Source organism: Grimontia marina (genome assembly GCF_900060185.1).
GTDB lineage: Bacteria > Pseudomonadota > Gammaproteobacteria > Enterobacterales > Vibrionaceae > Enterovibrio > Enterovibrio marinus.
Genome location: NZ_FIZY01000033.1, coordinates 1 through 24,817, shown reverse-complemented (window position 1 = coordinate 24,817; position 24,817 = coordinate 1). Strand labels below are relative to the sequence as shown.

General features: G+C 49.4%; 25 protein-coding genes. 4 read left to right on the top strand and 21 right to left on the bottom strand.

Features of this window, described 5'->3' with window-relative positions; all coding sequences use genetic code 11:
• Positions 1 to 66: 66 nt before the first annotated feature.
• From GMA8713_RS16290 to rpmH, 20 genes are all read right to left on the bottom strand, one after another.
• Positions 67 to 489 (bottom strand): F0F1 ATP synthase subunit epsilon, encoded by a 423-nt coding sequence (locus tag GMA8713_RS16290; RefSeq protein WP_002540819.1) that lies wholly within the window; start codon positions 487 to 489, stop codon positions 67 to 69.
• A gap of 18 nt (positions 490 to 507) precedes the next feature.
• On the bottom strand, positions 508 to 1,911 hold the full coding sequence (gene atpD / locus GMA8713_RS16285) for a F0F1 ATP synthase subunit beta (RefSeq protein ID WP_062712236.1): 1,404 nt from the start codon (positions 1,909 to 1,911) through the stop codon (positions 508 to 510).
• 35 nt (positions 1,912 to 1,946) lie between these two features.
• A complete protein-coding gene (gene atpG / locus GMA8713_RS16280; protein WP_062712233.1) occupies positions 1,947 to 2,813 on the bottom strand; it encodes a F0F1 ATP synthase subunit gamma in 867 nt (288 codons plus the stop codon).
• 45 nt (positions 2,814 to 2,858) lie between these two features.
• Positions 2,859 to 4,400 (bottom strand): F0F1 ATP synthase subunit alpha, encoded by a 1,542-nt coding sequence (gene atpA, locus GMA8713_RS16275; protein WP_062712230.1) that lies wholly within the window; start codon positions 4,398 to 4,400, stop codon positions 2,859 to 2,861.
• Between the two features lie 16 nt (positions 4,401 to 4,416).
• The gene (atpH, locus tag GMA8713_RS16270; protein WP_002540814.1) at positions 4,417 to 4,950 is read right to left on the bottom strand and encodes a F0F1 ATP synthase subunit delta; all 534 of its coding nucleotides are present in this window, start codon (positions 4,948 to 4,950) and stop codon (positions 4,417 to 4,419) included.
• Between the two features lie 15 nt (positions 4,951 to 4,965).
• Positions 4,966 to 5,436, bottom strand: coding sequence for a F0F1 ATP synthase subunit B (atpF, locus tag GMA8713_RS16265; RefSeq protein ID WP_062712229.1), 471 nt, complete (start codon positions 5,434 to 5,436; stop codon positions 4,966 to 4,968).
• Positions 5,437 to 5,485: 49 nt separating this feature from the next.
• Positions 5,486 to 5,740 (bottom strand): F0F1 ATP synthase subunit C, encoded by a 255-nt coding sequence (gene atpE, locus GMA8713_RS16260; RefSeq protein ID WP_002540812.1) that lies wholly within the window; start codon positions 5,738 to 5,740, stop codon positions 5,486 to 5,488.
• A gap of 74 nt (positions 5,741 to 5,814) precedes the next feature.
• Positions 5,815 to 6,618, bottom strand: a complete 804-nt coding sequence (gene atpB, locus GMA8713_RS16255) for a F0F1 ATP synthase subunit A (RefSeq protein ID WP_002540796.1) — start codon at positions 6,616 to 6,618, stop codon at positions 5,815 to 5,817.
• Positions 6,619 to 6,626: 8 nt separating this feature from the next.
• Positions 6,627 to 7,016, bottom strand: a complete 390-nt coding sequence (locus tag GMA8713_RS16250; protein WP_046303095.1) for a F0F1 ATP synthase subunit I — start codon at positions 7,014 to 7,016, stop codon at positions 6,627 to 6,629.
• A gap of 179 nt (positions 7,017 to 7,195) precedes the next feature.
• Positions 7,196 to 8,089 (bottom strand): ParB/RepB/Spo0J family partition protein, encoded by an 894-nt coding sequence (locus tag GMA8713_RS16245; RefSeq protein ID WP_062712227.1) that lies wholly within the window; start codon positions 8,087 to 8,089, stop codon positions 7,196 to 7,198.
• Between the two features lie 10 nt (positions 8,090 to 8,099).
• Complete coding sequence (locus GMA8713_RS16240) at positions 8,100 to 8,894, bottom strand: ParA family protein (RefSeq protein ID WP_062712225.1); 795 nt, start codon at positions 8,892 to 8,894, stop codon at positions 8,100 to 8,102.
• Between the two features lie 22 nt (positions 8,895 to 8,916).
• Positions 8,917 to 9,531, bottom strand: a complete 615-nt coding sequence (gene rsmG, locus GMA8713_RS16235; RefSeq protein ID WP_062712222.1) for a 16S rRNA (guanine(527)-N(7))-methyltransferase RsmG — start codon at positions 9,529 to 9,531, stop codon at positions 8,917 to 8,919.
• 6 nt (positions 9,532 to 9,537) lie between these two features.
• Positions 9,538 to 11,427 (bottom strand): tRNA uridine-5-carboxymethylaminomethyl(34) synthesis enzyme MnmG, encoded by a 1,890-nt coding sequence (gene mnmG / locus GMA8713_RS16230; RefSeq protein WP_062712219.1) that lies wholly within the window; start codon positions 11,425 to 11,427, stop codon positions 9,538 to 9,540.
• A gap of 418 nt (positions 11,428 to 11,845) precedes the next feature.
• Complete coding sequence (mioC, locus tag GMA8713_RS16225; protein WP_046303090.1) at positions 11,846 to 12,292, bottom strand: FMN-binding protein MioC; 447 nt, start codon at positions 12,290 to 12,292, stop codon at positions 11,846 to 11,848.
• A gap of 65 nt (positions 12,293 to 12,357) precedes the next feature.
• Complete coding sequence (locus GMA8713_RS16220; RefSeq protein WP_232314463.1) at positions 12,358 to 13,485, bottom strand: GGDEF domain-containing protein; 1,128 nt, start codon at positions 13,483 to 13,485, stop codon at positions 12,358 to 12,360.
• 95 nt (positions 13,486 to 13,580) lie between these two features.
• The gene (mnmE, locus tag GMA8713_RS16215; protein WP_062712216.1) at positions 13,581 to 14,945 is read right to left on the bottom strand and encodes a tRNA uridine-5-carboxymethylaminomethyl(34) synthesis GTPase MnmE; all 1,365 of its coding nucleotides are present in this window, start codon (positions 14,943 to 14,945) and stop codon (positions 13,581 to 13,583) included.
• 120 nt (positions 14,946 to 15,065) lie between these two features.
• Positions 15,066 to 16,685, bottom strand: coding sequence for a membrane protein insertase YidC (gene yidC, locus GMA8713_RS16210; protein WP_062712215.1), 1,620 nt, complete (start codon positions 16,683 to 16,685; stop codon positions 15,066 to 15,068).
• A 2-nt stretch (positions 16,686 to 16,687) separates the two neighbouring features.
• Positions 16,688 to 16,948 carry a membrane protein insertion efficiency factor YidD gene (yidD, locus tag GMA8713_RS26870; protein ID WP_082111347.1) on the bottom strand — a complete coding sequence of 87 codons (261 nt, stop codon included), beginning with the start codon at positions 16,946 to 16,948 and terminating at the stop codon, positions 16,688 to 16,690.
• Complete coding sequence (gene rnpA, locus GMA8713_RS16205; protein ID WP_039850324.1) at positions 16,912 to 17,271, bottom strand: ribonuclease P protein component; 360 nt, start codon at positions 17,269 to 17,271, stop codon at positions 16,912 to 16,914. The genes yidD and rnpA overlap by 37 nt, the downstream gene beginning before the upstream one ends.
• A gap of 13 nt (positions 17,272 to 17,284) precedes the next feature.
• A complete protein-coding gene (gene rpmH, locus GMA8713_RS16200) occupies positions 17,285 to 17,419 on the bottom strand; it encodes a 50S ribosomal protein L34 (protein ID WP_002540783.1) in 135 nt (44 codons plus the stop codon).
• A gap of 550 nt (positions 17,420 to 17,969) precedes the next feature.
• On the opposite strand from rpmH, the gene dnaA reads away from it, so the two are divergent.
• The 4 genes from dnaA to gyrB are packed head-to-tail and all read left to right on the top strand — an operon-like array spanning position 17,970 to position 23,973.
• Positions 17,970 to 19,355 carry a chromosomal replication initiator protein DnaA gene (dnaA, locus tag GMA8713_RS16195; RefSeq protein ID WP_002540782.1) on the top strand — a complete coding sequence of 462 codons (1,386 nt, stop codon included), beginning with the start codon at positions 17,970 to 17,972 and terminating at the stop codon, positions 19,353 to 19,355.
• A gap of 1 nt (position 19,356) precedes the next feature.
• Complete coding sequence (gene dnaN / locus GMA8713_RS16190; RefSeq protein ID WP_062712212.1) at positions 19,357 to 20,457, top strand: DNA polymerase III subunit beta; 1,101 nt, start codon at positions 19,357 to 19,359, stop codon at positions 20,455 to 20,457.
• A gap of 1 nt (position 20,458) precedes the next feature.
• The gene (recF, locus tag GMA8713_RS16185; RefSeq protein ID WP_062712209.1) at positions 20,459 to 21,535 is read left to right on the top strand and encodes a DNA replication/repair protein RecF; all 1,077 of its coding nucleotides are present in this window, start codon (positions 20,459 to 20,461) and stop codon (positions 21,533 to 21,535) included.
• Between the two features lie 20 nt (positions 21,536 to 21,555).
• Positions 21,556 to 23,973, top strand: coding sequence for a DNA topoisomerase (ATP-hydrolyzing) subunit B (gene gyrB, locus GMA8713_RS16180; protein ID WP_062712206.1), 2,418 nt, complete (start codon positions 21,556 to 21,558; stop codon positions 23,971 to 23,973).
• A gap of 99 nt (positions 23,974 to 24,072) precedes the next feature.
• On the opposite strand, the gene GMA8713_RS16175 is transcribed toward gyrB, so the two are convergent.
• Positions 24,073 to 24,711: an alpha/beta hydrolase gene (locus GMA8713_RS16175; protein ID WP_062712204.1), complete on the bottom strand. Its 639-nt coding sequence runs from the start codon at positions 24,709 to 24,711 to the stop codon at positions 24,073 to 24,075.
• Positions 24,712 to 24,817: the final 106 nt, after the last annotated feature.

The window sequence follows — 24,817 nt, the reverse complement described above, 5'->3', positions numbered from 1 at the left end:
GAGAAAAACAAGTATAAAAAAGGCGACCTATCGGTCGCCTTTCAGTCTTTGGGTGATACCTGGTACTTAGCGTGCCTTTTTGGTCAGCTCGATAACTCGTAGCTGGGCAATCGCCTTGGCCAGATCACTGGCCGCCTGAGCAAAGTCCATATCGCCATGTTTATTGAGGATACGATCCTCTGCACGGCGCTTCGCTTCTTCTGCCTTAGCTTGATCCAGATCGACGCCGCGAATTGCGGTATCTGCAAGCACAGTTACTGTGCTTGGTTGCACTTCCAGCATACCACCAGAAAGGTAAATTACCTCTTCATGGCCGTGTTGCTTAGTAATGCGGATCATGCCCGGCGTGATAGCGGTCAGCAGCGGGGTGTGGCTTGGGTAAATACCCAATTCACCTTCGCTACCCGTTACCTGGATTGCTTCAGCACGGCCAGAAAACAATTGTTTCTCTGCGCTTACTACATCCAGGTGAAAGGTCATCGCTGCCATGTCGCCTCCTACCAGCTATTACAGGTTCTTCGCTTTTTCCAGTACTTCTTCGATACCGCCACAGTACAGGAATGCCTGCTCAGGGATATCGTCGTACTCACCAGCCAACAGACCTTTGAAGCCTGTGATGGTTTCTTTCAGCGAAACATACACACCAGGTTGGCCTGTGAAGACTTCTGCTACGTGGTAAGGCTGAGTCAGGAAACGCTCAATCTTACGTGCGCGGGCTACTGCCAGCTTGTCGTCTTCAGACAGTTCATCCATACCCAGGATGGCGATGATGTCTTTCAGTTCTTTGTAGCGTTGCAGTACAGACTGCACACCACGTGCAACATCATAGTGCTCTTGACCGATAACCAGTGGATCCAGCTGACGTGAAGTCGAATCCAGTGGGTCAATGGCTGGGTACAGACCCAGTGCAGCGATGTTACGTGAAAGTACAACGGTCGCATCCAAGTGCGCGAACGTGGTTGCTGGAGATGGGTCAGTCAAGTCATCCGCAGGTACGTATACCGCCTGTACAGATGTGATAGAACCACTCTTGGTCGAGGTGATACGCTCCTGAAGAACACCCATCTCTTCTGCCAGTGTAGGCTGATAACCTACCGCAGATGGCATACGACCCAGCAGTGCCGATACTTCGGTACCTGCAAGGGTGTAACGATAGATGTTATCGATGAACAGCAGTACGTCACGGCCTTCATCACGAAACTTCTCAGCCATTGTCAGGCCAGTCAGTGCAACGCGCAGACGGTTACCCGGTGGCTCGTTCATCTGACCGTAAACCATTGCTACTTTCGATTCTGCTGGATTCTCAACGTTTACAACGCCCGCTTCCTGCATCTCGAAGTAGAAGTCGTTACCTTCACGAGTACGCTCACCGACACCTGCGAATACAGACAGACCAGAGTGCTGCAGTGCGATGTTGTTGATAAGCTCCATCATGTTAACGGTCTTACCTACACCTGCACCACCGAACAGACCGATTTTACCACCCTTCGCGAATGGACAAACCAGGTCGATAACCTTAACGCCGGTTTCCAGCAGTTCGGTTGCATTTGATTGGTCTTCGTAGCTTGGCGCTTCACGGTGGATAGAGTAACGCTCTTTCTCACCGATTTCGCCACGCTCATCGATTGAGTCACCCAGAACGTTCATAATACGTCCCAGTGTCTCAGTACCTACTGGTACTTCAATCGGTCTACCAGTATTTTCTACTTCCAGTCCACGACGCAGACCATCGGACGAACCCATTGCGATGGTACGAACGATACCACCACCAAGCTGCTGCTGAACTTCCAGCACCAGACGCTCGCCTTCACGTTTCACGTTCAGGGCATCATATACCTGTGGCACAGATTCCTGTGGAAACTCTACGTCGACTACCGCACCGATGATCTGAACGATCTTACCTGTAGCCATCGTTATTCCTCTAAAATAGTTCGTTGGCCCTTGCCTTACACCGCAGCCGCACCGGAGACAATCTCCGACAGCTCTTGGGTAATTGCAGCCTGACGGGCTTTGTTATACACCAGTTGCAGTTCATCAATCAGATTCCCTGCATTGTCTGTTGCAGCCTTCATCGCAACCATTCGCGCTGCTTGTTCACACGCGAGGTTTTCGACCACGCCCTGATAAACCTGAGATTCAACATAGCGAACCAACAAGGTATCAAGCAGTGGTTTTGGCTCAGGCTCATAGATGTAGTCCCAAGCATGGTTGCGCTGCATTTCTTCGTCTTCCGACTTAGGCAAAGGCAGCAATTGATCGATCACTGGTTCCTGCGTCATGGTGTTCACAAACTTGTTGTAAACCAAATACAGGCGATCCAGTTGGCCTTCATCATATTTCTTCAGCATCACACCAACGGTACCGATCAAATCTTCCAGTGAAGGGTTGTCACCCAGACCAGAAACTTGTGCGGATACGTTGCCGCCGCAGCTGTTAAAGAATGCAGTTGCTTTCGCGCCAATCAGTGCGGTTTCAACTTCCACACCCTTCTGGCTGTAAGCCTGCATATCTGTAATGACACGTTTGAACAGGTTGATGTTCAGGCCACCACACAGACCGCGGTCTGAAGATACGATGATGTAACCGACGCGCTTGGCTTCACGCTCTTCCAGATAAGGATGGCGATACTCAAGGTTACCAAGTGCGACATGACCGATCACTTTGCGCATAGTAGTCGCGTATGGACGGGAGGCTTCCATGGCGTCTTGCGAACGACGCATTTTAGAAGCGGCAACCATTTCCATCGCTTTGGTGATCTTCTGTGTACTTTTTACACTTCCGATCTTGTTACGAATTTCTTTTGCGCCGGCCATCGTTACTCTCCGTTATTAGAAGGCCGCTGAGCGGCCTTCTACGCATTACCAGGTTTGCGTTGCTTTGAAGTCTTCAACCAGCTTAACCAGTTGCGCTTCAATGTCGCCGTTGTAGTCGCCAGTCTCATCGATCTGTGCAACCAGCTCAGCAAACGTACCTTTAGCGTATGCAAGCAGAGCAGATTCGAAATCAGCCAGTTTGGTCAGCTCAATGTCTGCCAGATAGCCTTTTTCCGCAGCAAAAATCATCAATCCCTGCTCAAACACAGACATTGGTGCGTATTGCTTCTGCTTCATCAGTTCAGTTACTTTCTGACCGTGATCCAGCTGCTTCTTGGTTGCCTCGTCCAGGTCAGAAGAAAACTGAGCAAATGCTGCCAGTTCGCGGTACTGAGCCAGAGCGGTACGAATACCACCAGATAGCTTCTTGATGATCTTGGTCTGTGCTGAACCACCTACACGAGATACTGAGATACCTGGGTCAACTGCCGGACGGATACCTGCGTTAAACAGTTCCGATTGCAAGAAGATCTGACCGTCGGTGATCGAGATAACGTTGGTTGGTACGAACGCAGATACGTCACCCGCTTGGGTTTCAATGATTGGCAGCGCGGTCAAAGAACCGGTTTTGCCAGTCACTTCACCATTGGTGAACTTAGCAACGTAATCAGCGTTAACACGCGCAGCACGCTCCAGCAGACGAGAGTGGAGGTAGAAAACGTCACCTGGGAATGCTTCACGGCCTGGTGGTCGACGCAGCAACAGAGAAATCTGACGGTAAGCAACAGCTTGCTTAGACAGATCATCGTATACGATCAGCGCATCTTCACCGCGGTCACGGAAGTATTCACCCATCGCACAACCTGCGTAAGGTGCAAGGTATTGCAGTGCAGCTGCTTCAGAAGCAGATGCAACAACAACGATGGTGTTTTTCAGTGCGTCGTGCTCTTCCAGTTTGCGAACCACGTTAGCGATGGTTGACGCTTTCTGGCCGATAGCAACATAGATAGAGTAGATACCAGAGTTCTTCTGGTTAATGATCGCATCGATTGCCAGCGCCGTTTTACCGGTCTGGCGGTCACCGATAACCAGCTCACGCTGACCACGGCCGATTGGGATCATTGCATCAACTGCTTTGTAACCGGTTTGTACTGGCTGGTCTACCGACTGACGAGCAATTACGCCAGGTGCAATCACTTCTACAGGAGAAGTCAGTGCTGCGTTGATAGGACCTTTACCGTCAATTGGCTTACCTAGGGTGTTAACCACACGGCCCAGTAGCTCAGGACCTACTGGAACTTCAAGAATACGACCAGTACCGGTTACCTTCATGCCTTCCTGAAGGTCGGCATAAGGACCCATAACAACCGCACCTACAGAGTCACGCTCAAGGTTGAGCGCCAGTGCGAAACGGTTGCCAGGTAGTTCAATCATTTCACCTTGCATAGCATCTGCAAGGCCATGGATGCGAATGATACCGTCGCTGACTGACACGATGGTACCTTCGTTGCGTGCTTCACTAACAACGTTGAATTTTTCAATACGCTGTTTGATCAGATCGCTAATTTCCGTGGAATTAAGTTGCATGCTCCAATTCCCCAAATCAAGACTGCAATGCATCGCTCAGACGGCGCATACGGCCGCTAACTGAGTTATCGATGATCAAGTCTCCAGCTCGAATCACAACCCCGGCAACCAGGGTCTCGTCTACACTACAGTTCAGCTTCACTTTTCGCTCAAGGCGGGCTTCCAGCTTGCTTTCAATAGCATCCAGTTGCGCTTGTTCCAGCGCGACAGCAGAGGTGACCTCGACGTCAACTTGCTTTTCTAATTCACGGCGAAGTGCCATGAACTGGACAGTTACTTCCGGCAACGCTTTTAGGCGTCCGTTTTCAGCCATTACCTTCACCAGGTTCTGGCCGAATTCATTGAGCTGCTCACCGCACACTGAGAGAAAAATCTCAGTCAACTTTTCAGCTGAATAAGAACCATCGAGAAAGTCTGCGATGGTTTCATTGCGGGCAACTTCAGCAGCAAAAGCCAGCATTTCAGACCACTGGTCCAATTCGCCTTTTTCTACTGCCAGATCGAAGGCTGCTTTAGCGTAGGGGCGTGCGATGGTAGTCAGTTCAGACATAGCTGCCCCTCCTTCTTAAAGTTCTGCAGTGATTTTATCGAGAATATCTTTATGAGCATTTTCGTCGATTGAACGCTCAAGGATTTTCTCAGCACCGATTACGGCCAGAGTTGCAACTTGTTTGCGCAGTTCATCGCGGGCACGGTTACGCTCAGCTTCCAGTTCAGCCTTTCCTTGGTTAAGGATGTTTTCGCGTTCAGCAGATGCTTCTTCGCGGGCTTCATCAAGAATTTGTGCTTTACGCTTGTTCGCCGAATCGATGATCTCAGTTGCAGCGCGCTTTGCTTCTTTCAGTTGATCAGAAGCATTAGCCTGGGCCAAATCCAGGTCTTTCGCGGCACGCTCAGCCGCCGCAAGACCGTCAGCAATTTTCTTCTGACGTTCTTCAATCGCTTGCATGATTGGTGGCCACACATACTTCATGCAGAACCACACAAACATGGAAAACGCGATCGCCTGGCCGATAAGAGTAGCGTTCATATTCATAACTGCTTCTCCATCTCCCAATAGTTAACTACAGGTATAATCAGGCGACTTAACCCAGCTGACCAACGAATGGGTTTGCGAAGGTGAACAGCAGTGCGATTACGATACCGATCATTGGAACCGCATCCAGCAGACCAGCGATGATGAACATCTTAACTTGCAGCATTGGAGCCATCTCTGGTTGACGAGCCGCACCTTCAAGGAATTTACCGCCAAGCAATGCGAAGCCGATCGCTGTACCCAGGGAAGCAAGACCTACAATGATGCCAACGGCAATTGCAGAAAAGCTCAATAAAGTTTCCATCACTATCTCCAGTTTCTTGTTGTCGGCTTATATGCCGGAAGGTCGAACAAAGTTGCTTACTAAAAAATCTTTTATTAATGCGAATCTTCATGTGCCTGAGACAGGTACACAATGGTCAACATCATAAAGACGAACGCTTGGATGGTAATAACCAGAATGTGGAAGATTGCCCACGGTAATGAACCCAACCATTGCGCCCACCACGGCAGAAGAGCCGCAATAAGGATAAATACCACTTCACCTGCAAACATGTTACCGAACAGACGCATGCCGAGTGAGATTGGTTTCGCCAGTAGCGATACCACTTCAAGCAGCAGGTTGAACGGGATCATAAGTGGGTGATTGAACGGGTGAAGAGCCAGCTCTTTTGCAAAGCCACCTAGGCCTTTGATCTTGATGCTGTAGTAAATCATCAAGAAAAACACGCCCAGCGCCATTGCCAGTGTGATATTTACATCAGCTGTTGGTACGACCTTCATATAAGGAATACCAAGCTGTTCCGCTGGATAAGGAATAAAATCGATAGGAACAAGGTCCATCGTATTCATCAGAAATATCCAAACGAAAATGGTCAGAGCCAAAGGCGCGATCAGTGGATTCTTTCCATGGAAGGTTTCGCGAACGTTTTCATCAACGAACTCCACCAACATTTCCACAAAACACTGAAGCTTGCCTGGAACTCCTGTTGTAGCTTTTTTCGCTACTGCTCGGAACAGCCATAGAAAGCCGATACCGATGGCAATAGAGAAAAACAGGCTATCAATATGCACCGACCAGAAGCTACCTTCCTCCACCAGACCAAGCTTGTCCGAAGACAGGTTGGTTAAATGGTGGGAGATATAACCGGAGGGTGTAAGCGCTTCACCTGGCGCAGCCATAACTCATCCTATTTGTTGTTGTTAATGAATAAAACTGGCGCGAGGATATTAATTCCAAGTACCAGCAAATAGGTCAGTTTGAGGGGAACAAGTTCCACCTCGGCATACAGGTAAACAACGGAAAACAGCGCGACGGTAAGTAGAATTTTAAGCACTTCCCCGCTGTAGAAGGATGCCACAACGAGCTTTGCTGCTCTCGCTCCACTAAAGAGGAATGCACACAATGCAAAGGCTGCGTTGGCGATTACGAAAATGCCACCGCCTATGAGTGCGGAAATTCCCCAGTCGACATTGATGGTGGTGACCATCAAGATTGCCGTTGCTAACACGACGCACGCCTGTAACAGCAGCAACCTTTTCGCAAGCTTGCGACCTGGTCGCGTGAGCGTCGATACCATGTATTCGTTCCTCGATTCCTTTCCTCTTAGCACCTTGTCGTGCTGGGAAAACTGCAAAAATTATACGGGTCGCCCTTTTGAATGCAATCTCATCACATCAAAAAGGGAAACTAAATTTTACAACAGGGTAACCTGATCACAGTAAGCAAAAATATGTAACAAAAACCCAACGCGTCACGTCACAATTCCTCACCTAGAATTGCAAGAATTTGCATAAGTTTTTCGTTCTGATCAAAGGTGATAACCAACTTACCACTACCACTCCTGCTTTGGGACAGACTGACAGATGTGCCTAGCTTGTCAGTCAGCCTATCCTGTAACTCCACCAATTTTGGTGATACGGGTTCCTGTGTTTTTTCTACCGCCGGGGTCAGGGCTTTTTTCACTAAGGCTTCGGTCTGCCTAACTGTGAGTTTTTTATTGACGGAGACCAATGCAGCCTCGATCTGTGCATTGCCATCTAATGCCAGCAAAGCACGCGCATGACCCATTTCCAACTGACGCCCAGACAACAGTTTCTTTACGCCAGCTTCAAGGCCGTTCAATCTCAGCAGATTACTGATGGTAGTACGGGATTTGCCCAGCGCTTCGGCCAGTTGTTGGTGGGTGAGAGAGAAGTCATGGATCAAACGATCCAGCGCTTCCGCTTCTTCCATGGCGTTAAGATCTTCACGCTGGATATTCTCAATCAGTGCGATGGCGCTCGCAGCTTTGTCATTTAGATCTCGGACCAAACAAGGAACATGGGTCAAGCCAGCGATTTTTGATGCTCTGAAACGGCGCTCACCGGCGATAATTTCGTACTGTTTGTCACCGAGGTGGCGCACAACCAAAGGTTGGATAACGCCTTGTGCGCGAATAGACTCCGCCAGCTCTTCCAATGCTTCCTGCGCCATATCCTGACGAGGTTGATACACACCAGGACGCAATGCCGCTAATGGCAAATGCTGAAGCTCACTGTTGTTAACAGCTTCCTGAGTATCGTTATTCAGATCGACACGCGCTTGTGCCCTAGCACTAGTGGCCAGTAGCGCATCGAGTCCTTTACCCAATCCACGTTTGGTAGCGTTCATTCACGTTCCTTTAAGACGCGTTGGCAACAGCCTGCCTGGCCTGCTCTTCCCGTCGCAATATTTCACCGGCTAATGCCAGATAGGATTTGGCACCGCTGGAATATTTGTCGTAGTACATGGCAGGTTTGCCGTGACTAGGCGCTTCAGCCAAACGGACATTACGCGGGATAACTGTACGGTAGACCTTGTCTCCAAAGTGTTTTTTGATCTGTTCAGACACTTCTGTCGCCAGACGATTTCGCGGATCGTACATGGTTCTGAGCAAGCCTTCCACATGCAAGTCAGCGTTCACTACGCTTGCAAGCTTACTGATGGTGTCCATCAGTGCGGTCAGGCCTTCCAATGCAAAGTATTCACACTGCATCGGCACCAGTACGGAGTTTGCCGCCGTCATGGCATTGATTGTAAGAAGGTTAAGAGAAGGGGGACAATCAATGAAGATGAAATCATAGTTTTCACGAATGTCGGCTAATGCGCTGCGCAGCCTCACTTCGCGGGCAAACACTTCCATGAGTTTGATTTCTGCCGCAGTAACATCACCATTGGCCGCTATCAGGTGATAACCGCCCGTCGTTTCTGTCACCACCACATCGTTAAACGGGGTCTCTTCAACCAGCAAATCGTAGGCAGTGGCATGAACATCGTATTTGTCCACACCACTCGCCATGGTTGCGTTGCCCTGCGGGTCTAGGTCAATTACCAATACCTTACGCTGAGTCGCTGCCAGCGAAGCAGCCAGGTTGATACAGGTCGTTGTTTTACCAACGCCTCCCTTTTGGTTTGCTATAGCAATGACTTTTCCCACAAGACGACCTCGCCTAATAATCCTATCTAGCCAAGACTACTAGATGACGTTGACCTTCCAATCCCGGAACAGTCAAAGGTTTGATATCTGTCACAGAACATCCGGCAGGAAGTTCATCAATTTCGACTTGATCCACTTGTCCCTTCAGAGCAAGGAACCTTCCTTGAGCTGAAGGCAGGTGATGACACCAGTTTACCATGTCACTCATAGATGCAAATGCTCGGCTTAATACGCCGTCAAATCCCTGTTCAGGTTGAAAATCTTCCACGCGGCTCTGTACCGGCGTGACATTGGTGATTTTCAGCTCATGAAGAACCTGACGGATGAAGCGAATACGCTTACCCAAGCTGTCGAGAAGCGTGAAGGATTTTTCCGGGTTGATGATTGCAAGCGGGATCCCTGGCAATCCAGGCCCCGTACCCACATCAATGTAACTTTGGCTATCGAGGTGCTGACTCACCACGATGCTGTCCATGATGTGTTTGACGATCATCTCGTTTGGATCGCGCACCGAAGTGAGGTTGTACGCTTTGTTCCATTTGTTGAGCATTTCAACATAGCCAATCAATTGGGCTTGTTGCTCAGCAGGGATATTCATCCCTGCCTGTTCAATCAGTTTTGCTAGACGTTGTTTCACAGAAACTCAGGCCCCTTTTTTCAGCATGCCTTGTTTTTTCAGATGGACCAGCAGGATAGAGATCGCTGCAGGCGTGATACCGGAAATGCGTGACGCCTTGCCAATGGTCTCTGGACGGCTGTCTTTCAATTTCGCCACCACCTCGTTCGACAAGCCTTTGATTTGGGAATAATCCAGCTCTATTGGCAAATGGGTATTTTCGTGGCGGATAGATTTTTCAATCTCATCTTTCTGGCGGTCGATATAACCTGCGTACTTGACCTGAATTTCCACCTGCTCAGAGGCTTGAATGTCTTCGTGCGCTGGCGAGAATGTGGGAATTTTCACCAGATCGTTGTACGTCACTTCCGGACGACGCAATAACTCTTCACCGTTTGCCTCACGGGACAATGGCGTTTTCAGGATCGCGTTCAATGCTTCAGCGTGCTCTGAAGTCGGGTGGATCCAGGCACTGCGAAGACGCTGCGCTTCCTGTTCCATGTTTTCCAATTTCTGGTTGAAACGGGCCCAGCGCTCATCCTCAACCAAACCGAGCTCGCGACCGGTTTCAGTCAAACGCATATCCGCGTTGTCTTCACGAAGCAATAAGCGGTATTCAGCACGGGAAGTGAACATACGGTACGGTTCTTTGGTACCCATGGTCGACAGATCGTCAATCAACACACCCATGTAAGCCTGATCACGGCGAGGACACCAGCCCTCTTTGTCCTGAGCAAACAAGGCGGCGTTTGTACCTGCGAGCAAGCCTTGTGCAGCAGCCTCTTCATAGCCAGTCGTACCGTTGATTTGACCGGCAAAGAACAGACCTTTTATAAACTTGGTTTCAAAGGTCTGTTTCAGATCGCGCGGATCGAAGAAATCATACTCGATTGCATATCCCGGGCGGATCACGCGTGCGTTTTCGAAGCCTTTGATCGAATGAATGATCCCCATCTGGACGTCAAATGGCAGGCTGGTGGAGATCCCGTTGGGATACAGTTCATTTGTCGTCAGACCTTCCGGCTCAACGAAAATCTGGTGTTTATCCTTGTCCGCAAAGCGCATTACCTTGTCTTCAATTGACGGGCAATAGCGTGGGCCAATACCTTCAATCACACCGGCATACATAGGACTACGATCCAGATTACTGCGGATTACGTCATGGGTTTTTTCATTGGTGTAAGTGATGTAGCAAGGGATCTGACGAGGATGTTCAGACATATGGCCCATGAAAGAAAACACAGGGCATGGGTCATCGCCATGTTGAGTTTGCATCACACTGAAATCAACCGTACGCGCGTCAATACGTGGTGGCGTACCGGTTTTCAAGCGGTCAACACGGAATGGCAGTTCACGGAGGCGATCAGCCAGAGCGATCGAAGGAGGATCGCCTGCCCGGCCACCGGAATAATTCTCAAGACCAATGTGGATTTTTCCGCCGAGGAACGTACCTACGGTCAACACCACCGATCGGGCACGGAATTTCAGGCCCATTTCGGTCACAACACCAATCACTTGATCCTTTTCAACGATCAGGTCATTCACTGCTTGTTGGAATAACATCAGATTTGGCTGGTTTTCCAATGCCTCACGTACAGCAGCTTTGTACAGCGCACGGTCAGCCTGTGCTCGGGTAGCACGGACAGCAGGGCCTTTCGATACATTCAGGGTACGGAACTGAATACCACCTTTGTCAATCGCACGCGCCATCAGGCCGCCTAGTGCGTCGACCTCTTTCACCAGATGTCCTTTTCCGATCCCGCCAATGGCAGGGTTACATGACATTTGCCCCAATGTATCGATATTGTGTGTCAGCAGAAGGGTTTGCTGACCCATACGTGCAGCGGCCAGTGCGGCTTCCGTACCTGCATGACCACCACCAACAACGATGACATCAAAGTTATCCTGGTAAAACATGGTGTGACCTCAATAAGGAATGTGTTGATCGGTTGGTTGAGCAAAAGAGGATCATTCTACCGCTTTTCAGAAACGGAGAGAACCAAAAGTGTGATCTTTGATCGAGGGTGTGTCTCTTAAAATATATAAAGATCTTTATATAGATCTTTATTTTGATCTCTTATTAGGGAAGACGATCTTTGTGGATAACTAATAAATGATCAGCATGATCATGCGTTTAAGGAAGATCGTTTTCTGTGTGTTTGCTTGGATCTATTCTGGTACTTCTTGGGATCAAAATGGAATGTTATCAACAGGTGGGGAAAGAGAGGAAAGTTGTTATTTGGATAACTATAGGTTTATCACCGTTTAGATCTATAGTTATCCACAAAGCAAAGGTCACACTTTTGAATAAAGTTTTTATGGTCGACGCGTCATTTTATTCACAAAATACCGATTTGTGCTGGGATAACCATGCTTCAGCCGCTTCTTCAGGCAAAGGCTGCTCAAGAATATCAATCTCTAATCGGGGGGCCAGAGACTGCGCTCCCAGGCTTTTCAATAGTTCATCTGCCTGAATACCTGCGCCACAAAACGTGTCGTAACTGGAGTCGCCGATTGCGATCACGGCATACTTTAGGGCACTCAAATCAGGTGTCGTGTTTTTCAGGGCTTCCATCGCTGGCGCGAGGTTATCCGGATAGTCTCCGGCACCATGGGTTGATGTGATAAGGAGAAGGCTGGAGGCATTCGCGACGTCATCAGGCTCTGCTTCATTGATCACATTCACTTTGATGCCTTCTTGTTCCAGAAGATCAGAGAGGTGATCGCCCACGTACTCTGCGCCGCCCAATGTACTGCCGGTGATCAGGGTTAGTTCACTCATAAGTTTGTTCTCTAACAGTTTATCAATGGCCGTTAGTATTGAGTGACGGTCACTGCTGCGTCAAGTCAGCTTGGTTGGTAGTGTTCGTTGCGATAAAGGGCATTTCTCCCTTTAGGTGAAAGGGTTTGTATCTTGTTTTTGCCACGTTTTTTGGCATTGCTTACGGCACTAATGGCGGTGTCAATCAGTTGGAATCCCGCCAGACAGCCTTCGTTGGATGTGGTCACCCCGAGGCTTGCGGTGCGTTTTACGGCCGTGTTATCGAGCAAAACCACACTGCGCCCGATGACCAATTTCAGTTGCTCGGCCACACGGACGGCCTCATTGGAGGGAGTGTTTCGCAATAGAACGGCGAAGCTATCTGCATATAGACGTCCAATTGGGGTGGCGGGTGGTAATTGTTCCCTTAATAAATCGGCGATGTGGACAAGTACCTGATCACCTGTAGGCCTTCCATGCATTTCATTGATTTGTCTGAAGTCATCGAGATCGATGGCGATGATAGATAGGGGCTCTCCCCGCCTCTGTGCCTGATAGAAAAGCTCATCAGCCTGATTATATAAACTTTGGCTATTTGCGGTTTCTGTCAGAAGATCTTCGTGCATCAGTTTTCTTGATGATTCATCAATATTATGAAGATCCACAAGGTAAAAATCGGTTAACGCCACGGAGGCAAGTACCAGGATCAGGATGACACACAGGTAAGCCGCTCGGGCATCGGTGTCTGTTAGCGCTAGAACGGGATCCGTAGAAGGAACTGTTTTGGCAAGGAAAAGTAAGAAGATAGCGATAAGTGATAATCCGTAACGGGGCAAACGTTCATTGGGATCAAATACCAACATAACGGCGGTAGGTACTACCAGTAACAGCAGTTCGGTTTCAAAATTGGCCGACAGTACGAATAGGGGAAGGAAGAGTTGCTGTAGGAAAAAGGTCACGAATATCCAGTATTTCGCCATCCACAGAATACCCTCCCGGATCAGTAAAAAAGAGATCAGGTAGAGTATGGCAAACAAGCCGTTTAATAGCGCTGCGCTGGCACTGCCAAAGGCGAACCAGAATAAGGCAGAGAAAAGCAGAGTGCCACCAGCACAGAGGCAGGTAAGCAGATTCACCATACGAAGGTGATGTATCTGCAGTTTATCGCAGCGTGTTATACCCAAGTTAAGAATGGGGTTGAGGCTGTTGATCATTGCTTTAGCTGGCAGAAAGGGAGTTTGACAACAAGTGTAGCAAAAGCGGGATGATTCGGAGGTAAAGAAGCCACCCGAAGGTGGCTCTGAAAGGATTACTTACCAATACAGAATGAGCTAAAGATCCTGCCGAGAAGATCGTCTGAGCTGAATTCTCCAGTGATCTCTGAAAGATGCTGCTGGGCAATGCGGAGCTCTTCCGCGAGGATCTCTCCGGCCATGTAACCCTCAAGCTGATCTTTTCCGATATCGAGGTGTCGGGCGGCTGCATCCAGTGCTTCCAAGTGGCGGCGACGGGCCATAAAGCCACCCTCTGTCGCGCCGGAGAAACCCATACAGGCTTTCAGGTGCTCACGCAGGGCATCAACACCTGCTCCTGTCTTCGCGCTTAAACGGATAAGGGTAGGCTGACTGGCATGGCAAATTCCAAGGGTTTCAACAGTCATGTCTGCCTTGTTGCGGATAACCGTCATACCGATATTTTCTGGCAGGCGGTCGATAAACTCCGGCCAGATTTCTTCCGGTGATGTCGCATCAGTGGTGGTGCCATCCACCATAAAGAGCACGCGGTCCGCCTGAGCGATTTCATCCCAGGCACGTTCAATACCGATACGTTCCACCTCGTCTGAGGCGTCACGCAAGCCTGCTGTGTCGATGATGTGCAGCGGCATGCCATCAATGTGGATATGCTCACGGAGCACATCACGGGTGGTGCCGGCGATGTCGGTCACAATGGCGCTTTCTTTACCGGAAAGGGCATTGAGCAGACTGGATTTACCCGCATTCGGACGGCCGGCGATCACCACTTTCATGCCTTCACGCATGATAGCGCCTTGGTTGGCTGCTTTACGCACGTCATCCAGCGAGTTGATGATGTTGTCGAGATCGGCGGCGACTTTACCGTCAGAGAGAAAATCGATTTCCTCATCCGGGAAATCTATCGCCGCTTCCACGTAGATGCGCAGATGGATCAGCGCTTCCACCAGCGTATTAACTTTGCCCGAAAACGCCCCCTGAAGGCTTTGCAGCGCGCTTTTCGCCGCTTGCTCTGAGCTGGCATCAATCAAGTCGGCAATCGCTTCTGCTTCCGCCAGATCGAGCTTGTCATTCAAAAAGGCGCGTTCGGAGAACTCGCCCGGGCGGGCAGTGCGAACACCGTCGATATCCACAATGCGCTTGATCAGCATATCCATGATAACTGGGCCGCCATGACCTTGCAGTTCCAGCACATCTTCACCGGTAAACGAATTCGGCGCCTGGAAGTACAGGGCAATCCCCTGATCAAGTGCGTTGCCCTGTTCATCGTTAAACGGCAGGTATTCAGCGCGTCGCACCGGAAGTTCACGTCCGGTGACCGCCAGGGCAACTGCTTTGGCTTTAGGGCCTGATACGCGGATGATGCCCACACCACCGCGTCCCGGTGGTGTTGCCTGAGCAACAATGGTGTCTGAATGAGTCATGAAACTTTACCTGCGGTTTGAAATCGTTGCTTAGTGTATACCAATTTTACCTGACCGCCTGTCGCGTCTTCAGAAAGAAGAAAGGCGGCCAGTTGGCCGCCTTGTCAGTATTCAGTGCGATTAGGTGCGGCTGTGAAGGCCTTTTTTCTCCAGCGCACGGTAAATCATGGTCTGCTGGATAAGGGTCACAATGTTCGACACCAACCAGTACAGTACCAGACCTGCCGGGAACCACAGGAAGAACACGGTGAACATCACTGGCATGAAGTTCATGATCTTCTGCTGCATTGGATCGGTGATGGTGCTTGGGCTCATCTTCTGGATGAGGAACATAGAAGCACCCATCAGCAGTGGCAGCACATAGTATGGATCCGGTGCTGACAAGTCTTGAATCCACAGCATGAACGGTGCGTGGCGCAGTTCTACCGATTCCATCAGCGCCCAGTAAAGTGCGATGAAGATAGGCATTTGTAGAAGCAGAGGTAAACAACCGCCCAGCGGGTTCACTTTCTCTTTCTTATACAGCTCCATCATTTCCTGGCTCATGCGCTGGCGGTCATCACCAATACGCTCACGCATTTCTGCGAGTTTTGGCTGCAGCATGCGCATTTTCGCCATCGAGGTGTACTGCGCTTTGGTCAGCGGGTACATCACACCACGAACGATGAAGGTCAGGATGATGATTGCCACACCCCAGTTACCCACGAAACCGTGAATGGTTGACAGCAACCAGTGCAGTGGGCTCGCGATAAACCACAGCCAGCCATAGTCGACAGTCAGGTTCAGGTTAGGTGCCACTTCAGCCATTTTGTCCTGAAGCTTAGGACCGACCCACAGGGTCGCGTCCAGTTGTGCCGTTGAACCTGCTGCAACTGTGGTGGTTGGGTAGCGTACACCGATAAAGCCCTGGCCATTGCTGGTGCGGGTATACAGGTTCGCTTCACCTTCTGAATGTGGAATCCAGGCGGCAACGAAGTAGTGTTGCATCATGCCTGCCCAACCTTGATTGGCGATAGTCAGGTTCAGGTTTCTGTCCTTCATATCGTCAAAGCTGTATTTCTCGTATTTCGCATCGTCAGCCGAGTACACACCACCGCGGTAGGTCGGCATGGTCAGGCTGCCGCCGTCATCCAGCAGGTTTTGTTTTAGCTGCGCATACATTTGTACTGTCGCGGCTTTGTCGCTTTGGTTGTCTACTGTGTAGTCAACGTCAACCGCGTAGTTGTCGCGTTTCAGTACAAAGGTTTTGGTGAAGGTAATGCCGTCTTTCACCAGCGTCAGAGGAACACGCAACTCGTCCTGGCCATCAGCCATCACAAAGTCGGTGCCGTTTGCAGAGAACTGTGCACGGCCATCCAGGGTATCGATACCATCTGGGCCAATCAGGCCGCTTTGAGCAACGAATACGTGGTCAGGCTGGTTTTTGAGCATCACGAACTTGTCGACAGAGTCGAACTCTGCGTCGTAGTTGTTCAGTTCAGCGCGAAGAATGTCACCGCCTTGTGTGTCAACGGTCAAAGTCAGCACGTCACTTTTGATGGTGATCAGCTTGTTTGAAACTGCGTCCTGCGTCAGAGGCTGAGACGCATCTGAGCTGGCAGGTACATCACCACTGTGTTGTGCTTGCTGTGTTACGCCCTGGCCCTGTGGTTGAGGGTTGGTTGCTTCCGTCCAGTTGAGATACAACATGAAGGATACAAACATTAGGGCAATCAACAGGATATTGCGTTGAGAATCCATTGTTAATTGTCTCGATTTTTAGGATGACGCGGGGGTACAGGATCGTACCCACCATGATTAAGAGGGTGGCATTTTAATAAACGTTTGCTGGCGAACCAACACCCTTTTATCACACCGTGACGGTTGACCGCTTCTATGGCGTATTGGGAGCATGTCGGCGTGAAGCGACATCGGGGCCCCAGAAGTGGGCTGATGAAGAGTTGATACCCGCGAAACAGTCCAGTGACTATTTTTTTCGCGGCGGTCGAGACAAACGTTGCCATAACTTATCAAGCAGCTGACTCAGTTCTTCGTTACTGAGCTCATTCGCACTTTTCTTTGCTATCACAACATAATCTTTTGCCATCAGCGAGTGCTGGTTGAGACGAAAACTTTCACGTACCAGACGTTTAAAGCGATTTCGGTCAACGGCAAGTTTGATTTGTTTTTTTGGAACAGCTTGGCCTAGACGTGGGCGTCCAAGTTTGTTGTTTCGAGCAAGAATGGTTAAGTGTGGAGAGCCAGCGCGGTGAGGTTGCTGGAAGACGAAGTTGAAATGTTCGGGAGTTAACAGACGTAACTCCCGAGAAAAAGCTAGCTTATTCACAAATCGCTAAGGATTATTTTGAAAGCTTGCTACGGCCTTTCGCACGGCGAGCGGCGATAACCTTACGACCGTTCTTAGTTGCCATGCGCGCACGGAAACCGTGAGTGCGCTTACGCTTTAGAACTGAAGGTTGAAAAGTGCGTTTCATGGTTTCTACCTTAATTACTGATCAGTTTTTAGGTTTGTTAACCCGACGTGGGACAAAAGTCCGACGCCTCTCAACAAAGAGGGCGGATTGTAATCACTGACTGACTTATAGTCAATGTTAAAACCACAGGTGGTTTCAATCCGAATCTCTCAGGGCGCGCAATTATACGTGGTCGCCTGTCAAGCGCAAGGATCCTTTGCCGATCTTATCCACCTTTCCTTGTGTATTTCATGTGCGATCGTCAGGGATAACCCAGTATAGGGTGTGTAAATTTGATCAGGATGAATTTTTTAAGAACATCGATCTCCCGTGACGTTTTGTGGAGTGGGGGAGTCAACATTGTGATCGGATCATCGGATTTTTGAGCCAAAATCAGATAATTCTGTGAGTAAGTGGGGTGTTAGCTGTGCCGATCTGCAAACTAAATGTGCGATCTGTGTGTATAACTTAGATCTTATTCACTGCAAAAGGGATCTCTTCGCTAGCGATCCTCCTCGTACAAGTATAAACTTAGTTCCCTTTTCATTAATAAATAAGTGTGGAGTCAGACGTGTCATCTTCGCTTTGGTTGCAGTGCCTTCAGCGCCTTCAAGAGGACCTTCCTGCAACAGAATTCAGCATGTGGGTTCGACCGCTTCAGGCGGAGTTAAATGACAATACCCTGACTTTGTTCGCGCCAAACCGTTTTGTATTGGATTGGGTTCGCGACAAATACCTCAATAGCATCAATCAGTTACTGAATGAATTTTGCGGTAACGACTTGCCTGTGCTGCGCTTTGAAGTTGGCAGTAAGCCAGTTGCCCCGGTGGCGCCGCCAAGCCAGCCTGCAGCTCCTGCCCCTGTTGCACCAGCCGCTAAACCTGTTGGTCGCACGTGGGAGCCTGCACCTTCTCCTGTGCAATCAGATGTGAATCACCGTTCTAACGTGAATCCCAAGCATAAGTTCACTAACTTCGTAGAAGGTAAGTCGAACCAACTCGCATTGGCAGCAGCTCGCCAGGTGGCAGATAACCCGGGCGCGGCATACAACCCACTTTTCCTTTATGGCGGCACAGGTCTAGGTAAAACCCACTTGTTGCACGCTGTGGGTAATGCGATTTCTGATCGTAAAACCGATGCGCGCGTGGTGTACATGCATTCTGAACGTTTTGTTCAGGACATGGTTAAAGCGCTGCAGAACAACCAGATTGAAGAGTTTAAGCGCTACTACCGTAGTGTTGATGCGCTGCTTATCGATGATATCCAATTCTTCGCCAACAAAGAGCGCTCACAGGAAGAGTTCTTCCATACCTTCAATGCGCTCTTGGAAGGTAACCAACAAATCATCCTCACCTCTGACCGTTATCCAAAAGAGATCAGCGGTGTGGAAGATCGTCTGAAATCCCGTTTTGGCTGGGGTTTGACCGTTGCTATCGAGCCACCAGAGCTTGAAACCCGCGTGGCGATTTTGATGAAAAAGGCGGAAGATCATAATATTCGCCTGCCAGACGAAGTAGCGTTCTTTATCGCTAAACGTCTGCGCTCAAATGTTCGAGAGCTTGAAGGGGCGCTGAACCGCGTGATAGCGAATGCTAACTTCACCGGCCGTGCTATCACCATCGATTTTGTCCGTGAAGCCTTGCGTGATTTGCTGGCACTTCAGGAAAAACTGGTTACCATCGACAACATCCAGAAAACCGTCGCCGAGTATTACAAAATCAAAATGGCGGACCTATTGTCGAAACGTCGCAGCCGCTCTGTGGCACGTCCACGCCAGGTGGCGATGGCACTGTCAAAAGAGCTGACCAACCACAGTTTGCCGGAGATTGGTGACGCATTTGGTGGCCGCGATCATACTACGGTACTTCATGCATGCCGAAAGATTGAACAGCTGCGCGAAGAGAGCCACGATATAAAAGAAGATTATTCCAACCTGATCCGGACTTTGTCGTCTTAATATGAAATTTACAGTTACCCGTGACCAATTCTTGAAACCCCTGCAGCAGGTGTCTGGTGCATTAGGGGGACGACCTACGTTGCCTATTCTTGGCAATATCCTGCTGAAAGTAGAGTTCGGACAACTTTCCATGACCTGTACGGATTTGGAAGTTGAGCTGATTGCTAATCTGCCGCTGGAAAGTGAAGCAGAAGACGGGGCAGTGACGGTCCCGTCTCGTAAGTTTTTAGATATTTGCCGTGGTCTGCCAGACAGCGCACCTATCAGTTTTACGCTCGAAGGTGATCGCGCAGTAATCCGTTCAGGCCGCAGCCGTTTTACACTGTCGACATTGCCAGCTGCTGACTTCCCGAATATCGAAGATTGGCAGAGCAACGTGGAGTTCACAGTGCCACAAGGCAAGCTCCGCCAATTGATTGAAAGCACTGCGTTCTCTATGGCCAACCAGGATGTCCGTTATTTCCTGAACGGTATGTTGCTGGAGACTGATGGCACTACGCTTCGCTCTGTGGCCACAGACGGTCACCGTATGGCGGTAGGTACAACTGCGCTCGACAATGAATTGGCTGGCCAGCAAGTGATTGTGCCACGTAAATGCGTGACTGAATTGATGCGTATGCTGGATAACCCAGAAGCGCCAGTGACAATCCAGATTGGCAGTGCCAACATCCGCGCTCAGGTGAACCAGTTTGTGTTCACCTCTAAGCTGGTGGATGGTCGATTCCCTGATTACCGCCGCGTCATGCCGCAATCTTCCAACAAAATCATGGAAGCAGATTGTGACGAACTGCGTCAGGCATTTTCACGTGCAGCGATTTTGTCGAATGAGAAATTCCGCGGTGTGCGCTTGAACCTGAGCTCAGGCCAGCTTCGTATTTCTGCGCATAACCCTGAGCAGGAAGAAGCGGAAGAGTTTGTTGACGTTAATTACGATGGCGAAGACTTGGAAATCGGATTTAACGTCAGTTACGTGCTGGATGTATTAAATACGCTTAAGTGCGAACAAGTACGCTTTTCGATGACCGATGGTACGGCGAGTACACTGGTAGAAGATGTCAGTAATGATGACGCCATGTACGTCGTGATGCCTATTCGTCTGTAATATGGCGCTGTCCCGACTCTCTATCCATGATTTGAGAAATATTGAAGCCTGTGACCTTAGCCTGTCATCAGGCTTCAATTTTCTTGTAGGGCTTAACGGCAGTGGAAAAACCAGTGTGTTGGAGGCGGTTTACTATCTGGGGCATGGCCGTTCGTTTCGAAGCCAGCTGACCGGAAGGGTGATCCGACACCAGCAAGACAGATTAGTTGTACACGGTCGCGTGCAAGCAGGTGAGTCCTTACTACCAGTAGGACTCCAGAAAAACCGCGACGGTTCGACAGAAGTGAAAATTGGTGAGGAAAAAGGGCAGAAGCTGGTGCAGCTTGCCGAAGTCTTGCCGATGCAACTGATTACCCCGGAAGGGTTTGAACTGTTAACTGGTGGTCCGAAATTCCGCCGGGCATTTATCGACTGGGGTGTGTTTCACGTGGAACCCCAGTTTTACCTTGCGTGGTCTAGGGTGAAACGGCTTACCAAGCAACGCAATGCGCTGATGAAAACAGCGCGTAACTACCGTGAGCTTAGTTACTGGGATGCGGAATTAGCGCCTTTGGCCAACCAAATTGACCAGTGGCGTAAAGACTACATTGAAAAGCTCTCAGAACGTGCTTCCAAGCTATGTGAAGCGTTTCTGCCTGAGTATGAAATCAAACTCAACTACACACGCGGTTGGGATAAAGAGACAGATTACGCCGAGTTGTTGCGCGAGAACTTTTTACGCGATCAGCAACTCGGGTACACGGTCAGTGGTCCTCACAAGGCAGATCTTCGCCTTCGCGTGGGCGGCACCCCGGTGGAAGATGTACTTTCTCGTGGGCAGTTAAAGTTGATGGTTTTTGCCCTTCGTTTAGCACAGGGCCAACAATTGACCGAAGACAAACAAAAGCAATGCATCTACTTGATAGATGACTTTGCGTCCGAGTTGGATAGCCAACGACGGGCGCTATTGGCTGAGCAGTTAAAAGCCACAGGCGCGCAGGTATTTGTAAGTGCCATTAGTGCCGATCAGGTCGCTGAAATGTGCGACGAAAATAGTAAGATGTTTCATGTGGAAAACGGTAAAATAGCCGCAGAATAAAATTAAGCGAGAGTAACTCAATGTCCAACAATTACGATTCATCGAGTATCAAGGTACTCAAGGGTCTGGATGCAGTACGAAAGCGTCCGGGGATGTACATCGGTGATACTGACGACGGTACCGGTCTGCACCACATGGTCTTTGAGGTGGTCGATAACTCTATCGATGAAGCTCTCGCTGGTCACTGTAATGACATCGTGGTCACCATCCATGAAGACGGTTCGGTATCTGTAAAAGATGACGGTCGTGGTATTCCTGTCGACATCCACGAAGAAGAGGGTGTATCAGCAGCCGAAGTTATCATGACGGTACTTCATGCCGGTGGTAAGTTCGATGACAACTCGTACAAAGTCTCCGGTGGTCTTCACGGTGTAGGTGTTTCGGTAGTAAATGCCCTGTCTGAGAAGCTTGAGTTGACCATCTGGCGTCACGGCAACATCCACCAGCAAATCTACAAAATGGGTGTGCCTGAGCAGCCTCTGGAAGCTATTGGTGATACTGACGAAAACGGTACCCGTATCCGATTTTGGCCAAGTGACGAGACCTTCTCTGACACTACGTTCCATTACGACATTCTGGCCAAGCGCCTGCGTGAGCTGTCATTCCTGAACTCAGGCGTTTCAATCAAGCTGATTGACGAGCGCGAAGAGAACAAGCAAGACCACTTCATGTATGAAGGTGGTATCCGCGCATTCGTAGAGCACCTCAACCGTAACAAAACACCTATTCACCCAACTGTGTTCCACTTTGAACATGAACGCGAAGACGGTGTGTCGGTAGAAGTGTCAATGCAGTGGAATGATGGTTTCCAGGAAAACATTTATTGTTTCACCAACAACATTCCTCAGCGTGATGGCGGTACTCACCTTGCCGGTTTCCGTGCAGCTCTGACCCGTACGCTGAATTCCTTTATGGACAAAGAAGGCTATTCGAAGAAAGCTAAAGCAGCGACTTCTGGCGACGATGCCCGTGAAGGTTTGACTGCCGTTGTGTCTGTGAAAGTGCCTGATCCGAAATTTTCAAGCCAGACTAAAGACAAACTGGTTTCTTCAGAAGTGAAGTCTGCGGTTGAGTCAGCAATGAACGAGAAACTGTCTGAGTTCCTGATTGAGAACCCACAAGACTCGAAGATTGTGTGTAGCAAAATCATCGATGCGGCGCGTGCGCGTGAAGCGGCGCGTAAAGCACGCGAAATGACCCGTCGTAAAGGTGCACTGGATTTGGCAGGTCTGCCAGGCAAGCTTGCAGACTGTCAGGAAAAAGATCCTGCACTGTCTGAACTCTACATTGTGGAGGGTGACTCTGCAGGCGGTTCCGCGAAGCAGGGTCGTAACCGTAAGAACCAGGCTATTCTGCCACTGAAAGGTAAAATCCTGAACGTTGAGAAAGCGCGCTTCGACAAGATGCTTTCTTCTCAGGAAGTCGCAACGCTGATCACCGCGCTGGGTTGTGGTATTGGCCGTGACGAGTACAACCCGGATAAGCTGCGTTACCACAGCATCATCATCATGACTGATGCGGACGTCGATGGCTCGCACATCCGTACGCTGCTGTTGACCTTCTTCTACCGCCAAATGCCTGAGTTGATTGAGCGCGGTTACATCTATATCGCACAGCCACCGCTTTACAAAGTGAAGAAAGGTAAGCAAGAGCAATACATCAAAGATGATGAAGCGATGGAACAATACCAAGTTGCTATCGCGCTGGAAAATGCTTCACTCTTCGTAAACCAAGATGCACCCGCATTAAATGGTTTAGCGTTGGAAGAGTTAGTCAGACAGTACAATGGTGTCATGAAGCTGATCAAGCGAATGAACCGTCGTTACCCATACGCATTGCTGAATGAGCTGGTATACCAACCGCGTCTGAGTGTAGATACGCTGGGCAACGAAGGTGAAGTACGCGCCTGGATTGATAAGCTGGTGGATGTTCTGAATAAGAACTCGACCGGTGAGAGCTCTTACCGTGCAGAGATAAAGTTTGACGAAGAGCATCAAGCTTACCAGCCAGAGCTGATTGTTCGTACTCACGGTGTTGATCACGAGTATCTGATTAGCTACGATCTGCTGAACTCAAAAGAGTACGGCCGGATTGCTGATTTGTCAGAAGCGCTTAACGGACTTCTGGACGATACTGCATACATTCAACGTGGTGAGCGTAAGCAACCTGTTAAGAGCTTTGCAGATGCGCTGGCTTGGTTGATTAAAGAATCTAACCGTGGCCTTAGTCGTCAGCGCTACAAAGGTCTGGGTGAGATGAACCCTGATCAACTTTGGGAAACCACCATGGACCCAGAATCACGTCGTATGATGCGCGTGACCATTCAGGATGCGGTAGCAGCAGATGAGCTCTTCACGACATTGATGGGTGATCACGTTGAGCCACGTCGTGCGTTTATCGAAGATAACGCCCTGAAGGTTGCCAACCTCGACGTGTAACCTCGTGATTCTACGTAAAATCTGAGTAAATAACGCCGCATTAGCGGCGTTTTTTTACGTAGCGTGATGTGTTTATTTAAGTTGTTGAATTTTCAGACTTTAAGCGTGTCCAGCAATGCTGTTTATCAGTTCTTCATGAATGGCTAAAGACGGATTCTGATAAGACGCCAAGTTATCTTCTAGGTTATCGTTTACTTCCACCAGAACGTGATTCGTGGAACCGACTAATCTCAGGGCCACTTGTTTTTCGTTATCCGCATAAAGTGCAAGCGCATCTTCTTTTGTCACTTGTAAATCACGCTCTCCTTGAACAATGAGAGTCTTACCCTTTCTTTGGGATAGTAGAGAACAGGGGTTCTGTCTCAGTAAGGAATTCATATAAGGCTGGACTGATGGTCTAAATAGCTGAAAGAGGCTCTCGCTGATGTGAGTGACATTTTCACCTTGTTTTAATGCATCGATAATTGCTTTGGCTTCATTAACAAGTTGGGGAGCGCGTGCTGAAAGTTGTTCCAATATGATTTGGTCTATTGGGCGACCTGGTGTGGCTACGAGCACAAGCGTATCAATGTCTGTTTTCAGTCCTGCAGCAAGACCGATGAGCCCTCCTTCACTATGACCAATGACACCCACTTTAGATGTCGGATATCTATTTCGCAGCCAGTCAATCACGTAAACAGCGTCATAAATATAGGTATCAATGGTCAGGTTTTCTTCGTAAGCGCCCCATGAACCCACAGGGCTTGTTAGTGAGAGAAGTTCCACGGAAGTAGAGAGTCGATGTCAGGTTTAGGCTTCGCCAGCTCTTTCATACATTTCACCATGTAGTCGTAGAGGATGAGCC

Coding starts and splice junctions, on each gene's coding strand:
- mioC (WP_046303090.1), bottom strand. CDS start 12,292: ATGAGTGAACTAACCCTGATCACCGGCAGTACATTGGGCGGCGCAGAG.
- GMA8713_RS16290 (WP_002540819.1), bottom strand. CDS start 489: ATGGCAGCGATGACCTTTCACCTGGATGTAGTAAGCGCAGAGAAACAA.
- GMA8713_RS16250 (WP_046303095.1), bottom strand. CDS start 7,016: ATGGTATCGACGCTCACGCGACCAGGTCGCAAGCTTGCGAAAAGGTTG.
- atpF (WP_062712229.1), bottom strand. CDS start 5,436: ATGAATATGAACGCTACTCTTATCGGCCAGGCGATCGCGTTTTCCATG.
- rpmH (WP_002540783.1), bottom strand. CDS start 17,419: ATGAAACGCACTTTTCAACCTTCAGTTCTAAAGCGTAAGCGCACTCAC.
- recF (WP_062712209.1), top strand. CDS start 20,459: ATGGCGCTGTCCCGACTCTCTATCCATGATTTGAGAAATATTGAAGCC.
- yidC (WP_062712215.1), bottom strand. CDS start 16,685: ATGGATTCTCAACGCAATATCCTGTTGATTGCCCTAATGTTTGTATCC.
- dnaN (WP_062712212.1), top strand. CDS start 19,357: ATGAAATTTACAGTTACCCGTGACCAATTCTTGAAACCCCTGCAGCAG.
- mnmG (WP_062712219.1), bottom strand. CDS start 11,427: ATGTTTTACCAGGATAACTTTGATGTCATCGTTGTTGGTGGTGGTCAT.
- GMA8713_RS16220 (WP_232314463.1), bottom strand. CDS start 13,485: ATGATCAACAGCCTCAACCCCATTCTTAACTTGGGTATAACACGCTGC.
- atpD (WP_062712236.1), bottom strand. CDS start 1,911: ATGGCTACAGGTAAGATCGTTCAGATCATCGGTGCGGTAGTCGACGTA.
- atpB (WP_002540796.1), bottom strand. CDS start 6,618: ATGGCTGCGCCAGGTGAAGCGCTTACACCCTCCGGTTATATCTCCCAC.
- mnmE (WP_062712216.1), bottom strand. CDS start 14,945: ATGACTCATTCAGACACCATTGTTGCTCAGGCAACACCACCGGGACGC.
- gyrB (WP_062712206.1), top strand. CDS start 21,556: ATGTCCAACAATTACGATTCATCGAGTATCAAGGTACTCAAGGGTCTG.
- atpA (WP_062712230.1), bottom strand. CDS start 4,400: ATGCAACTTAATTCCACGGAAATTAGCGATCTGATCAAACAGCGTATT.
- yidD (WP_082111347.1), bottom strand. CDS start 16,948: ATGGCAACGTTTGTCTCGACCGCCGCGAAAAAAATAGTCACTGGACTG.
- atpE (WP_002540812.1), bottom strand. CDS start 5,740: ATGGAAACTTTATTGAGCTTTTCTGCAATTGCCGTTGGCATCATTGTA.
- atpH (WP_002540814.1), bottom strand. CDS start 4,950: ATGTCTGAACTGACTACCATCGCACGCCCCTACGCTAAAGCAGCCTTC.
- GMA8713_RS16245 (WP_062712227.1), bottom strand. CDS start 8,089: ATGAACGCTACCAAACGTGGATTGGGTAAAGGACTCGATGCGCTACTG.
- atpG (WP_062712233.1), bottom strand. CDS start 2,813: ATGGCCGGCGCAAAAGAAATTCGTAACAAGATCGGAAGTGTAAAAAGT.